This window comes from Stappia sp. MMSF_3263 (genome assembly GCF_030733745.1).
Taxonomy (GTDB): Bacteria; Pseudomonadota; Alphaproteobacteria; order Rhizobiales; family Stappiaceae; genus Stappia.
This window is the reverse complement of sequence record NZ_JASHIK010000005.1, coordinates 19,542-32,271: the sequence shown is the minus strand read 5'-3', so window position 1 is coordinate 32,271 and position 12,730 is coordinate 19,542. Positions and strand designations below refer to the sequence as shown.

The following is a 12,730-nucleotide window of genomic DNA, read 5'->3' as shown; positions in this document are numbered from 1 at the left end:
GGTTCTTGCGTTCATCGTGACCGGAGAGCCTGTAGCCACGGGAGGTGCCATGACCGCCGAACGGACATTGCCGCCGCGCGAGTATTTCGCGAGCCATCCCGTGCTGCGCACCACCGACCTCGACGAGGCCCGTCACCGCATCGGCCAGAAGTTCTGCGATCACCGGCTGGACATCCAGAGCCGCCGCGCCAGCCTGTCGGTGCGACACAACGCGGTCAGGGGCCTGAACCTGTCGGTCAACTACCTTGCTTACGGGCCGGAAGTGATCGTCGATCCCGGACTGCTGGGGTCGTTCTACCTGTTTCACATTCCTTTGGCGGGCATGGCCCGCGTGCAGCATCGCTGCGAGGAGATGACGGCAAGCCCGTCGATGGCCGCCATTCTCAATCCCGACCGCAATGCCCGGCTGCACTGGGGAGAAGGCTGCAGCAAGCTGCTGATCCAGATCGACCGCGCGCACCTGGAGAGCGTGGCGCAGGCATTGGTGGGGGCGCCGCTGCCCGGCCCGATCCGGTTCGACATGAAGGTCGACCTCGCCTCACCGCCCGGACGGCGCCTGCAGCGGATCGTCAACGCATGCGTCGATGCGGTCGAGAACGGAGACCTGTTCCAGCGTCCGCTGGGCGGCGGTGATCTGCGCGCAGAGCATGACCTCGCCCATGCTCTGCTGACGCTGCAGCACAGCAACATCTCGCATATCATCGAGCGCTCCGACCAGCAGGCCAAGCCGAGGGCGATCCGTCAGGCGCTCGACTACATCCATGCGAATCTCTCGGAACCGATCACGCTGGCCGACATCGCGGCGGCAGCCGGGATCAACGTGCGGACCCTGCAAAAGGGGTTTCAGCGGATCTTCGGCCTGTCGCCGATGCAGGTGCTGCGAAACGCCCGGCTGGACACGGCGCATTACCAGTTGATGGCGCACAAGGATGCCCCAGGCGTCACCGAGGCCGCCTATTCCTGCGGTTTCTCGCATCTCGGACGCTTCTCGCGCGACTACAAGGAACGCTTCGGCCATTCGCCAAGCGAACGGCGCCGGACCGCCTCGTCCGGCGCCTGAGGCGACACTGTTCCGATACGGCCCGCCTCCCCGCTGCCAGCCATGTTTGCCACGACCGGAGAAGGTGGACTTGCCTTGGCTGCCGGTCCGTGTCCCTATTCCCGGCTGAAATGTCGGTTTTTCAACATATGATTGAAACACGGACACGGGTTCGGGACGACGGCGCTGCCGGTAAGGCAGGCCGGGCGATGAAAGCGGCACACTTCCTGATGGACGAAAGCCCCAAGAAAAAAACGTTGCGGCAACTGGATCTGATGGGGTTCCTCGAAAAATCGGGCTACGCCTCCGTCGAGGAACTGACCACGCGGTTCTCTGTCACCTCGCAGACCATCCGGCGCGACATTGCCGACCTTGCCATGCAGGGACGGGTGCGGCGGCATCACGGCGGCGTTGCCCTGACGAGCCCCATCGACGCCCAGACCTACCGGCAACGGCGGGTGGAACGCTTCACCATCAAGCACCGCATCGCGCGGCGGGTGGCCGAGCTCGTGCCGGACGGTGCCTCTGTGTTCCTCGATGCGGGCTCGACCTGCGAAGCGGTGGCGGAGGCGCTTTGCGAGCGCAAGGAGCTTAAAGTCGTCACCTACAGTCTGCGCGCGGCCGTGATCCTGACCGACAGGACCGACTTCACAATCGCCGTTCCCGGCGGTTTCGTGAAGAACGTGGCCGGCAGCGTGATGGGCGAAAGCATGTCCGAGTTCATTCGCCGGTTCCGCTTCGACACGGCCATCATCGCCGTCAGCGGCATCGACGAGGACGGCGCAATGGGCGACGACGACCAGAACGAGGTTTCGATCGTACGCACCGCGATCGGCCAGGCCCGCTCGACGCTGCTTGCGACCGATTCCAGCAAGTTCTACCGCACCGCGCTCGTGCATCTGGGCAACGTGACCGAGGTTGACGACCTCGTCACCGACGCGAAGCCCGAAGGTGCGCTGCAGCACACCCTTGCCGCATCGCAGGTCAATCTGCACATCGCCTAGGCGTAAACGCCTCCACATGCCCTTCGACGGCTAAAAAATCTCGCAAGTTTCATTTAGACTGTTGTGAAGGCACCGCGTTTGCGCGTTAAATGTCGAAAAAGGACAAATGTTGCCTTTCCAACAGAGGAGAACGGACATGCACCTGGGTATGAGGTGGGCCCTTGGCGGCCTGACAGCACTGATGCTTTCGAGCACGGCGATGGCCGAATCCATCACGGTCTACACGGCCTACGAAGAAGACGAGGCCGCCGCGTTCCTGGAGGAGGCAAAGAAGGCGCTTCCCGATGTCGACGTGAACCTGCTGCGTCTGTCTACCGGCGATCTGGCGGCACGCATCATCGCCGAGAAGGCCAACCCGCAACATGACGTCCTGTGGGGCTTCGCGGTCACGTCGATGGTCAACCCTCAGATCCTCGAGGGTCTGGAGGCCTACAAGCCCGAGGGCCTCGATGCGATCCCCGCCCGCTTCCGCGATCCCGACGGCAAGTGGTTTGCAGTCACCGGCTACATGGCCGCGCTTTGCGTCAACAACGAGCGGCTGAAGGACAAGGGCCTGAAGATGCCCACCTCCTGGGCCGATCTCACCGACCCGTCCTTCAAGGGCGAGGTCGTCATGCCCAACCCGGCGAGTTCCGGCACCGGCTACATCCAGATCGATTCGCTGTTGCAGATGATGGGCGAGGAAAAAGGCTGGGCCTTCCTCGACAAGCTCGACAAGAACGTTGCGCAGTACATCAAGTCCGGCTCCCGCCCCTGCAACGCTGCCTCGGCCGGCGAATACACGGTCGGGGCCTCCTTCGGGCTGCGCGCCGTCAAGAACATCGAGGAAGGTTACCCGATCACGCTCGTGGTGCCCTCGGAAGGGGCCGGCAACGAGCTGGAGGCGAACGGGCTCGTCGCCGCCTCGAAGAACAAGGACGCCGCCAAGCGGTTCCTCGACTGGACAGTGAGCAAGGAAGCGGCAAACGCCTACTTCTCCTGGAAGGCGATCGTCACGGTTCCCGGCGGCACCATGCCCGAGCGCTTCACCAAGGCGGGCCTCCCGGAGGATGTGTCTCAGGTTCTGTTCCCGGTCGACTTCAAGGCAGCTGCCGAGGACCGGACCCGGATCATCCAGACCTGGCAGGAAAAATACGAGCGTTGAGCCGCGTCCGACGGAGCGACGCCGGCACCTGAATACCGGATGCCCTCTCGCGCATCTCACGGCGCCACATGGCGGGTCTCCGCCGGCCGCCCTCAACCGCTCCAGTCACGGCGGCCCCGTCAACGCGGGGCCGCCTGCCTGCCGCGCTTTCGCGGCGAACGATCTGCGTGGATGCGCGCCATCGCCTGACGGGCGCCGCGAGAACGCGGCCTCCCGCTTTTTGCATTCTTGAAGGCTGCGTCCGCAGCAGGGGAACCTTCCATGGACCTTTCGATCCACGATCTCGTCAAGCGCTTCGGCCGTATCACGGCGCTGGACCATGTCTCGCTGGACGTGGCGCGCGGCTCCTTTGTCTGCTTCCTGGGGCCTTCAGGCTGTGGCAAGACAACTCTGCTGCGTGTCATCGCGGGACTGGAAGAGGCCGATGCCGGCAGCATCCGCCTGGGTGAGGCGGACCTCTCCTCGATCCCGGCAAGGGCCCGCAATTTCGGCGTCGTCTTCCAGTCCTATTCGCTTTTTCCCAACATGACCGCGGCACGCAATGTCGGCTACGGCCTGGAGTGCCGGCACTGGGAAAAGGAGAGGACCCGGGCCCGCATCGCCGAAATGCTCGATCTGGTCCATCTTTCGGACCAGGCGGAAAAGCTTCCGGCGCAGATGTCGGGCGGCCAGCAGCAGCGTATCGCGCTCGCCCGCGCGCTCGCACCCGACCCTTCCGCCCTCCTGCTCGACGAACCGCTCTCGGCGCTCGATGCGAAGGTGCGCGAGGAGTTGCGCATCGAGATCCGGGCCGTCCAGAAGCGTCTCGGCATCACCACCATCATGGTGACCCACGACCAGGAGGAGGCGCTCGCCATGGCCGACCTCATCGTGGTGATGAACAAGGGACGCATCGAACAGATCGGCACGCCGCAGCAGCTCTATCGCGAGCCTGCCAGCGCTTTTGTCGCCGACTTCATCGGCCGCATGAACGTGCTGCCGGTCGAGGCCGGTGCGCAGGGCGCCATGAGTTTCGGCGGCACGCCGCTGCATATCGACCACCCGGCACGCGACGGCGCGACAATGCTCGGCGTGCGCCCGGAGGCGGTTTCGCTCACCGCCCGGGACGGAACCGGCGCCAACATCCTCCCCGCAACGGTGCGCTCGGTCTCGTTCCTCGGCAATGTCACCCGTGTCGAGGTCGAACCGGACGCGCGCCGGGAGACAAGCATCATGGTCGAGCTGCACGGGACCTCGAAGGTTCCCGAACAGGGAGAACAGCTCGCCATTTCCATTCCCGCCGAGGCCTTGAGGGTCCTGTCATGAGCCTGGCCGCCGAAACCACCGCGCCGCCCGCCGCAAGACGCGGCGGCGGCCTGACGGGCGACCGCAGCGTAACCCTTGGCCTGTCCGCCCTGGCGGCGCTTCCGATCCTCCTTTTCCTGCTGTTGCCGCTGACCGGCATCCTGCTGCGCGGGTTCGAGACGCCGGACGGATTCGGTATCGGCAACTTCACGGAGACGTTCGGCGCGGAGCGGTTCTGGAAGCTCGTCTACAACAGCATCGCCATGTCCCTGACGGCGACACTTGCCGCGGTCGGACTCGCCTATTTCTACGCTTACGCCCTCCAGCGGGCGAAGATCCCCTTCAAGCCGTTCCTGCGCATCGCCGTGCTCACCCCGCTTTTCGCGCCCTCCCTGGTGCAGGCGCAAGGGCTGATCCTCCTGCTTGGCCGCAACGGCGTGCTCAACCGGTTTCTCGGGTTCGACATCGACATCTACGGCTTCTGGGGAACGGCGATCGCCAACGCGCTCTACGCATTTCCTTACGCCTATCTGATCCTGTCGGCGGCGCTCGCCGTCGCCGATGCGCGTCTCTACGAAAGCGCCGAGGCCCTGGGTGCCGGCCCCTTGCGCATCTTCCGCGACGTGACGCTGCCGGCCACCCGCTTCGGGCTCGCCGCCGCGATCTTCGTCGTTTTCACCTTGGTGATGACCGACTTCGGCAACCCGATGGTCATCGGCGGCGACTTCAGCGTGCTTGCGACCGAGGTCTACAACCAGGTGATCGGCCAGGCGCAATTCGGGCTCGGCGCGGTTATCGGCATTGTCCTGCTGGTACCCGCCATTCTCGCCAAGCTCATCGAGAAGCGGATCTCCCGCAAGCAGCACGCCTCGGTGACGGCGCAGTCCAAGCCGCTCGTGGTGAAGCCCTCGCTGCGCAGGGACGTGGCGTTCTCCGTCTATGCCTATGTCGTCGTCGCACTCATCCTGAGCGTCCTGGCCATCGTCGTCGTCGCCAGCTTCGTGCGGCTTTGGCCCTACAACATGAGCTTCACGCTCAAGCACTACGAGTTCGACGTCCAGAACGGTACCGCTCCGCTGTGGAACAGCGTCGGCGTCTCGCTTGCCACCGCCATCGTCGGCGTCGCGATCACCGGCCTCACCGCAATCGTCGTTCAGAAGTTCAGGAACCCGCTGACCGGTCCCCTCTCGCTCCTCGCCATCCTTCCCGCGGCGGTGCCGGGGATGGTGCTCGGCCTCGGCTATGTGCTGACCTTCAACGAGCCGTCCAATCCGCTGAACGTGCTCTATGGAAGCTTCGCGCTGATCGTCATCCTCAGCGTCTACTACAACCACGCCCACGCCTTCCTGATCTCCTCCACCAGCCTGAAGCAGATCGGCTCCACCTTCGACGAGGCCTCGACCACGCTTGGCGGCAGCGCCGTGACGACGCTGCGCAAAGTGACCCTGCCCCTCCTCTGGCCGACGCTGCTCGGGGTCGGCGTGTTCTACTTCATGCGCACCATGGTCTCGCTGTCGGCCGTGATTTTCCTGGTGACACCCTCGACCCAGCTCGCGGCGGTCTCGGTACTGCAGCTCTCCGATCGCGGCGCCGTCAACCAGGCGGCCGCCTTCTCGGTCTGCATCATGGCCATCGTCATCGCCTGCCTGCTGCTCGTGCGCACCATCCTGTGGCTCGCCGGCGCGAAGAACGTGACGCTGATCCGGTAAGGCCGCGCCAGGATTACGCCACGGCCGGCGCGATCTCCTGCCAGGCGTCATAGGCCGCGAGCACGGTCTCCATCTGTGCGGTATGACCGGCGACGAAAGCCGCGTCATAAATGGTCTCGTCCGGATACTCGGTGATCAGGGTCAGGGGCACTGCATGACGATCGTCGACGGCTGACAGACAGGGAATGCCGTTGACGAGCCTCAGGCCGGTGTCGCCGGCATGGGCCTCGAACAAGGCGATCCAGCGCCTGTTGTCCTCGATCAGGCCGGGAACGCGGGCAAGCCGCTTCGTGACCTTGTCGAGCAGGATCTCCGCCGGGCCCGACCAGCTCTCATGGTACCGCATGATCAGGAAGAACCCCTTCGGCACCGTCCACATTCCGTGGCCAGCGGGAACATAGCCGGAAAGCGGCCGCGTCCATTCATGGGCGGGGTAGCCGTGCAGGTTGACATGCAGGCGCGCACCGCTCACTCGCTCGGCTCCGACCCGAATTTCCGTCTCGTGGAGAGTGCCGACGCCGCGCGGGCGGTATTCGAGATCGTCACCGAACGCGGTGAACCGCGCCGCGTGGTGCATGTGGTGCGGGTTGTCGTGCCGCAGGCGCCGGTGCAGGGCGTAACCGTCCGGGTTCTCCAGCGGCGAGACGGTGAAATGGGCGCCCGCGCGCGCAAGAAGCCGTCGCGCTGCGCGAAGGGCACCGACGACGCCGGTCGTCTCGTTCGCATGCTGGCCGGCGCTGATCATGACCGCCGCGTCGGACCCAGCCACATGGCGTGCCCTGACCTTCCGGCCCGCCCGGCTTGCCGCCAGCAGGGGTTTGCCGCCCAGTTCCTCCAGCTCGGCGGCAATCTGCGCCATGGCAAGCGGTTCGCGCGCCGCATCGAGCGGCTGGAAGGCACACTCTTCCGGGTCTCCCGACAGCGCACGCATCTCGATGCGCAAGGCGATGCGCCCGTCGCTCGCGACCACTTCCGGCACGATCTGGCCGGGCCTCAGGCCCCGGTCGCCGATCGGCCGCCCCGTCTTGCGCAGGAAAACCTCCAGCAGCGAAAAATAAAGATCCTCGTGCAAGGCCTCCCTGAGGCTGACCCGCTCGCCCGGATGGGCGAGATCCTCCTCGGCCGAGGGGAGCTCGACACGAATGTTGAGCTCGTCGAAGAACGGTTCGCTCGTGCCCCAGTCATGATCCGAAACCGCCTTGATGACAGCCTCGAACACCGCCTCGTAATCGGTTTCCAGCCGCTCGCCGATCTCGTCCGAACCGCTTGCGTACCAACCGGTCGGTGAGAGGTTCGTCGCCCCCGCCACATCGACATGCACCCGGTTCGGCGCACGGACACGGCAATGCCGTGCATGACCGTCGGAGCCGGTGAGCGTGACCGCATAGTCAGGGTTCCCGTCGGCGCGTGCGCAAAAACGCAACTCCCGGTCCCCGACCAGCGCGGCCAGCGGATAGGTCTCCAGCCGGAAGCGGTTTTCGGGCGTGTGCGGAAGAACTGGATAGGCGATCTCGATCGCCATGACGCCGGCAAGGTCGATTTCCTCGAGGAAGGCGTGCAGCAGGGGCTTGTAGGCGCTGCGGATACGGGCCTGCACGCCCTTGGCCGCAAGACGCCTTTCCGCCTCGGCGCGGCTGTCCCGATCGTCGAATGTCCAGGCTTCGAATGCCTGGCCGGGCACGGCCGCAGCGACAAGCCGGTCCAGTGTCCGCTCGAACGTCCTTTCAAACAGTACCGTCGTCACGCATCCGCTCCATTCCTCACCACACGCCCGTGCCCTTCGTCTCAGCCCAGAGGCCCGAGATACTGATCGTCGCCAACATGCTCCATCCAGTCGACGGAGACCCCGTCGAGCGCCTCGGCGATGGCAATGTGGGTCATGGCGCTCGTGTCGGTGGCGCCGTGCCAGTGGCGCACGTCCGGCGGAAACCAGACGATGTCGCCTGGCTGGATCTCTTCCTTCGGTTCGCCCTCGCACTGGGCCCAACCCTTGCCGGCCGTGACGATCACCGTCTGGCCGAGCGGATGGGTATGCCAGGCGGTGCGAGCACCCGGCTGGAAGGTAACAATCGCGCCGCCGACGCGCGCCGGCGCCTCCGTGGTGAAGCGGGAGGCCATGCCGACCTCGCCGGTGAAATACGCCGCCGGAGGCGTCGTCGACGGGTTGTCTTTGGCTCGGATGATCTTCATGGCCTCGCTCCGGTGGCGGTTCAGGGACTGCGTTTCCGCCGGTTCAGTTCGGTTCGGTCCGGCCGGTCGCCGCAAGCTTATCATTTCGCGCGACCGCGTCACCGCCGCCGGACCCGAAACCTGGATGGTCAATGCAACCCGGTCGTCCGGATCGGACAATTCCTCGCAAGGCTCGCCGTCGCCGATGCAACGAGCCCTGAAACCACGGCATCAGTTCAGCAGGAAAATCGCCGCGTTCAGCACGGATGCAAACGCCACCCACGCGGCGTAGGGAAGGAACAACACGGCGGCGGCACGGTGCTTGTGCCAAGCCGACACCACGAACGAGAAAATGGCGACGACCGTCAGCAGGATAATGACAAGCGCAACCCCGATCCGGTGGGCGCCGAAAAAGACCGGCGTCCAGAGAAAATTGAGCAGCAATTGCACTGCCCAAAGCCGCATCGGCCAGCCGGATCGGTCCCTCTGCCAGACAAGCCAGCCGGCAATCGCGATGAAGACGTAAAGGATGGTCCAGACCGGTCCGAACAGCCAGGGTGGTGGATTGAAGGCCGGCTTGGCGAGGTTCCCATACCAGTCGCCAACGACACTCAGCCCGCCCAGCAGCAACCCGCCACCGACAACGAGTACGAGAAAAACCGCCAGAACAACAAATCTTTGCATCATGTCCGCCTTTGCAGCCGGGGCCTTGTCAGCCGCGCCCGCGATAGGACGGCACGCCCTGGTCGGGGATCCAGACATCGGCCGGTGCCGGGCCGGTCTGATAGAAGACGTCGATGGGAATGCCGCCGCGCGGATACCAGTAGCCGCCGATCCTCAGCCATTCCGGCTCCAGAAGCTCGGCAAGCCGCCGGCCGATGGAGACGGTGCAGTCCTCGTGGAAGGCGCCGTGATTGCGGAAGGAGGTGAGATAGAGCTTCAGTGACTTGCTCTCCACCAGCCAGCCGGCCGGCAGGTAGTCGATGACCAGATGGGCGAAATCCGGCTGGCCGGTCATCGGGCAGAGCGAGGTGAACTCCGGTGCGGTGAAGCGCACCGCATAGCGCGTCCCGGCCTGCGGATTGGGCACCCGCTCGAGCACCGCCTGTTCCGGATCCGAAGGTATCTCCGTCGCCTTGCCGAGCTGCGTCAGCCCGGAATAGATGTCGTCCCTGCTCATGCCGCGCCGCCTTTCGCTCCATCCGTCCGTTCCTGCTACACCAGTGCGCGGCGGCATGAAAGAGTGCCGTCCGGAGCCGGTTGCGACCGGCTCCGGAAACGAACCTGCCTCAGGCGAAGACCCGCCGGAAGACAGGCAGGCGCGACAGCACCAGCACGTCGAGCGCCATGACGGCAACGAGCGTCAACCCGACCAGCGGGAAGGCCAGCGACAGTGCCAGCATGACCAGCATCGCCCCGCGCCAATGTGGCAGGCCTTCGGGCACCTGCGGGGCGAAGAGACGGATCGCCCCTTTCTTCGGCCGGCGCAGCCACCACATGACGACGCCGCTGACGACGAGAAAGATCACCGACAGGCAGAACACCGTGTTGAGCACGAGGTTCCACAGGCCCATGTCGCCCTCGTGAAAGGCGATACCGACGGCCATCGCCTTGCCGGCGGCCGAATAGTCGGCAAAGCGGACATCGGCGAGCACCCGGCCGGTATGGCGGTCGACATGGACCGTCCGGTCGGACACCGGGTTCTGCGCGTCGTTGCTCATCGTGTCCTGGTTGATCGTCCACACGCCTGTCTCGCCGCGCGGGAAGGACATGCGGAAACGGCCGCGATAGCCAAGCTCGCCGGCAAGCCCGGCGACGGAATCCGCATCGACCGGCACGCCGTCGGCAATACCGGCAATACCGGCATCCGAGCCGGAGGCCGGCATCGGCGTCTGTTCCAATGCCCAAGGCACATCCTTGACCGCGCCGTGATTCATCGAGGCGTGGATGTCGTCGGACAGCGGAACATTGTCCCATTTCTCCGCCGGGAAGGTGCTCCAGGCCTGGACGAAGCGCTCGCCCCAGATGCCCGCCCAGGAGAGGCCCGAGAGCAGAAAGACAATCAGGATCAGCGACACATAGACGCCGACCGTGACGTGCAGGCTCTTGAAGAGCGCCCGTCCCCGTTCCGCGAAGTTCGGCACGAAGGCCCGCAACACGCCCGTGCCGCGCGGCCACCACAGGTAAAGGCCCGTCACGACGAGAACGACGGCGAAGCCGGCCGCGATCTCGATCATCCGGTCGCCGACCGTGCCGATCAACAGGGTTCCGTGGATGTCGTTGACGAAGTCATACCAACCGGCACGCCGGTCCCAGGTCTCGACAATGGCGCCGGTATAGGGATTGACCGCAACCATCGACTGGTCATCGCCGGTGGCGATGCGGAAGACGGAAGCCCGGTCGGCCGCCGCCGGCCTGATCCACTCGACCAAGGTGCCGCCGGTGACCGCCTGCAGCGCTTTTTCCGATTGTTCGACGACACTCAGCTGCGTCGCGGAAGGCGGTACGGCCACGGCGATGTGCTCGCCGTCGCGACCGTCGAAGACCGCGATATACATCATCGCAAGACCGGTAATGGCCAGCATGACCAGAAAAGGCGCCACATAAAGCCCGGCATAGAAGTGCCAGCGCCAGGCGGCAAGGTAGAAGCGGCGGTCGGCATCGCCTGAAACCGTCCGCGCGGGGGCACTCGCCCCCTCGGATGAAACGCTCATGAAAACTCTCCAGCACATGTCGACAGGCTCAACGCCTGCTCCCGTCCGGGGAAGCGCGACGCGGCCGTGTCAGGAACGAAAGACGTGGCTCAGAGAGTGACGGGTGGTGCCCGGGCGCCCAGCGGCAGCGGTTGAAGCCGGGAGACCGGCGCACCGTAGCCGGCTGGCCGGCGAGGCACGACGGCAACCTCAAGAAAGGGCTGCCAGACGGGATCCGGGGAGCCGGTGGCAAGCGCGACGGTGGTGGCGAAGAGGCAGGGCGCGGACGACCGGTCGTCGTCATCCTGCGTCGGCACTTCCCGTCCCGCCGCATCGAGCGTGACGGCGCGCAAGCCCTCGGTCGTGCAGATCACGACGGTGAGATGGCCGTCCGCATCGCGGGTCGGCATCATCCCGGAAGGAATGAGACCGGTGACGAGGACAACAAGCATCATCAGCGCGGACACCGCGCTCCTCAATGCCTGTTCCTCCCCTTTCCGGGATTGTCCGCGAAACTGCCCGCTCATTCTGCCCTGCATCGTGACGCCTGATGCTCTTTAGCGCGGTTTCGCACCGCTCACAATTCGCCAGTCGCCGATCCGCCTCAACCCGTCGGATACCAGGGCGGATCGCGAAAGGCCTCCGCCAGATAGTCGATGAACAGGCGAGCGCGCGGCAGAAGCCGCCGCTCGGGCAGGTAGACGGCATGAAACGCGGTTTCGTCCCTTGCCTGGAAATCGACAAGCAGGCGCACCAGGTCGCCACGGGCAATCGCTGGATTGGCAAGATGCTCGGCCATCCGCATGATGCCGACACCGGCCAGGCAGAGCTGCACCAGCGACAACCCGTTGGCGCTGCGGAAATTGCCGCTGACGGAGATGGTCTCCACCGCCCCGTCGATGACGAAAGGCCAGCGGTTGAGATGACCTCTGCGGCCTTCCCATGTCAGGCAGTTGAAGCGGGCAAGGTCGTGGGGATGCTCGACCGGGCCATGCGCGGCGAGGAAGGTCGGGGAAGCAACGACGACACGCTGCAGATCGCAAAGCTTGCGGCTCATCAGGGAGGAATCGTCAAGGCGCCCCATCCGTACCGCGACATCGATATTTTCCTCGATCAGGTTGGCGTAGCGATCAGTCAGGGACAGCACCACGTTTACCCCTGGCTGGCGCTCGAGAAAGGTCGGGATACGTGGCACGATCTGGTCGGTGCCGAAGGCGATCGGAGCGCTGACGCGGAGATCGCCAGCCACCTGCCGCGTCGCGGCCGCCACCTCGCCCTCGACGGCATCCACGGTCTCGATCGCCTTGATACAGGCGGAGTAGTAGGTCTGCCCCTCCCCTGTGAGCCGGTGACCGCGTGTCGAGCGGTGCAGCAGCTTGACGCCGAGACGCGTCTCCAGGCCCGAGACGCTCTGGCTGACGAAAGGCTGGCTGACGCCCAGCAGGTCGGCGGCATGGCGAAAACCGCCCGCCTCCACCACCGCCCGGAAGACCCGCATTTCAAGCAGGCGATTGTCTTTCATGAAGTCCCGTCGCAAGGCGTGATGCCGGACAGCGTCGGGCGACCTGTCCCTCGAAAGGGAATGGTATCAACACCGCACACGTTCGTCAGCCAGCCTTGAAAAAAGCGGCGACCGGCGCATGACGCACCGGCCGCCAGTTTGGGCAACCCGAATAGAAAGCCAGCTG

12 protein-coding genes are annotated in these 12,730 nt (G+C 65.2%); 5 read left to right on the top strand and 7 right to left on the bottom strand.

Going from position 1 to position 12,730, the window contains the following annotated elements; genetic code table 11:
• The first annotated feature begins 49 nt into the window (after positions 1-49).
• From RBB46_RS07370 to RBB46_RS07350, 5 genes are all read left to right on the top strand, one after another.
• Complete coding sequence (locus RBB46_RS07370) at positions 50-1,060, top strand: AraC family transcriptional regulator (RefSeq protein WP_306028264.1); 1,011 nt, start codon at positions 50-52, stop codon at positions 1,058-1,060.
• A 188-nt stretch (positions 1,061-1,248) separates the two neighbouring features.
• Positions 1,249-2,043: a DeoR/GlpR family DNA-binding transcription regulator gene (locus RBB46_RS07365; RefSeq protein WP_306028263.1), complete on the top strand. Its 795-nt coding sequence runs from the start codon at positions 1,249-1,251 to the stop codon at positions 2,041-2,043.
• 136 nt (positions 2,044-2,179) lie between these two features.
• Positions 2,180-3,187 carry an ABC transporter substrate-binding protein gene (locus RBB46_RS07360; RefSeq protein ID WP_306028262.1) on the top strand — a complete coding sequence of 336 codons (1,008 nt, stop codon included), beginning with the start codon at positions 2,180-2,182 and terminating at the stop codon, positions 3,185-3,187.
• 261 nt (positions 3,188-3,448) lie between these two features.
• On the top strand, positions 3,449-4,492 hold the full coding sequence (locus RBB46_RS07355) for a putative 2-aminoethylphosphonate ABC transporter ATP-binding protein (protein WP_306028261.1): 1,044 nt from the start codon (positions 3,449-3,451) through the stop codon (positions 4,490-4,492).
• Entirely contained in the window at positions 4,489-6,180 is a 1,692-nt protein-coding gene (locus RBB46_RS07350) for an ABC transporter permease subunit (RefSeq protein ID WP_306028260.1), read from the top strand. The genes RBB46_RS07355 and RBB46_RS07350 overlap by 4 nt, the downstream gene beginning before the upstream one ends.
• 13 nt (positions 6,181-6,193) lie before the next feature.
• Here RBB46_RS07350 and RBB46_RS07345 read toward each other — a convergent pair whose 3' ends face one another.
• The 7 genes from RBB46_RS07345 to RBB46_RS07315 all read right to left on the bottom strand — a co-directional run bounded on the left by RBB46_RS07345 (position 6,194) and on the right by RBB46_RS07315 (position 12,564).
• The gene (locus RBB46_RS07345; protein WP_306028259.1) at positions 6,194-7,924 is read right to left on the bottom strand and encodes a peptidase M14; all 1,731 of its coding nucleotides are present in this window, start codon (positions 7,922-7,924) and stop codon (positions 6,194-6,196) included.
• Positions 7,925-7,965: 41 nt separating this feature from the next.
• The gene (locus RBB46_RS07340) at positions 7,966-8,370 is read right to left on the bottom strand and encodes a cupin domain-containing protein (RefSeq protein ID WP_306028258.1); all 405 of its coding nucleotides are present in this window, start codon (positions 8,368-8,370) and stop codon (positions 7,966-7,968) included.
• 210 nt (positions 8,371-8,580) lie between these two features.
• Positions 8,581-9,033 carry a TspO/MBR family protein gene (locus RBB46_RS07335; protein WP_306028257.1) on the bottom strand — a complete coding sequence of 151 codons (453 nt, stop codon included), beginning with the start codon at positions 9,031-9,033 and terminating at the stop codon, positions 8,581-8,583.
• A gap of 28 nt (positions 9,034-9,061) precedes the next feature.
• Entirely contained in the window at positions 9,062-9,529 is a 468-nt protein-coding gene (gene queF / locus RBB46_RS07330) for a preQ(1) synthase (protein ID WP_306028256.1), read from the bottom strand.
• A gap of 109 nt (positions 9,530-9,638) precedes the next feature.
• Positions 9,639-11,063, bottom strand: coding sequence for a PepSY domain-containing protein (locus RBB46_RS07325; protein WP_306028255.1), 1,425 nt, complete (start codon positions 11,061-11,063; stop codon positions 9,639-9,641).
• Positions 11,064-11,152: 89 nt separating this feature from the next.
• Positions 11,153-11,521, bottom strand: coding sequence for a DUF2946 family protein (locus RBB46_RS07320; protein ID WP_306028254.1), 369 nt, complete (start codon positions 11,519-11,521; stop codon positions 11,153-11,155).
• 125 nt (positions 11,522-11,646) lie between these two features.
• A complete protein-coding gene (locus tag RBB46_RS07315) occupies positions 11,647-12,564 on the bottom strand; it encodes a LysR family transcriptional regulator (RefSeq protein WP_306028253.1) in 918 nt (305 codons plus the stop codon).
• Positions 12,565-12,730: the final 166 nt, after the last annotated feature.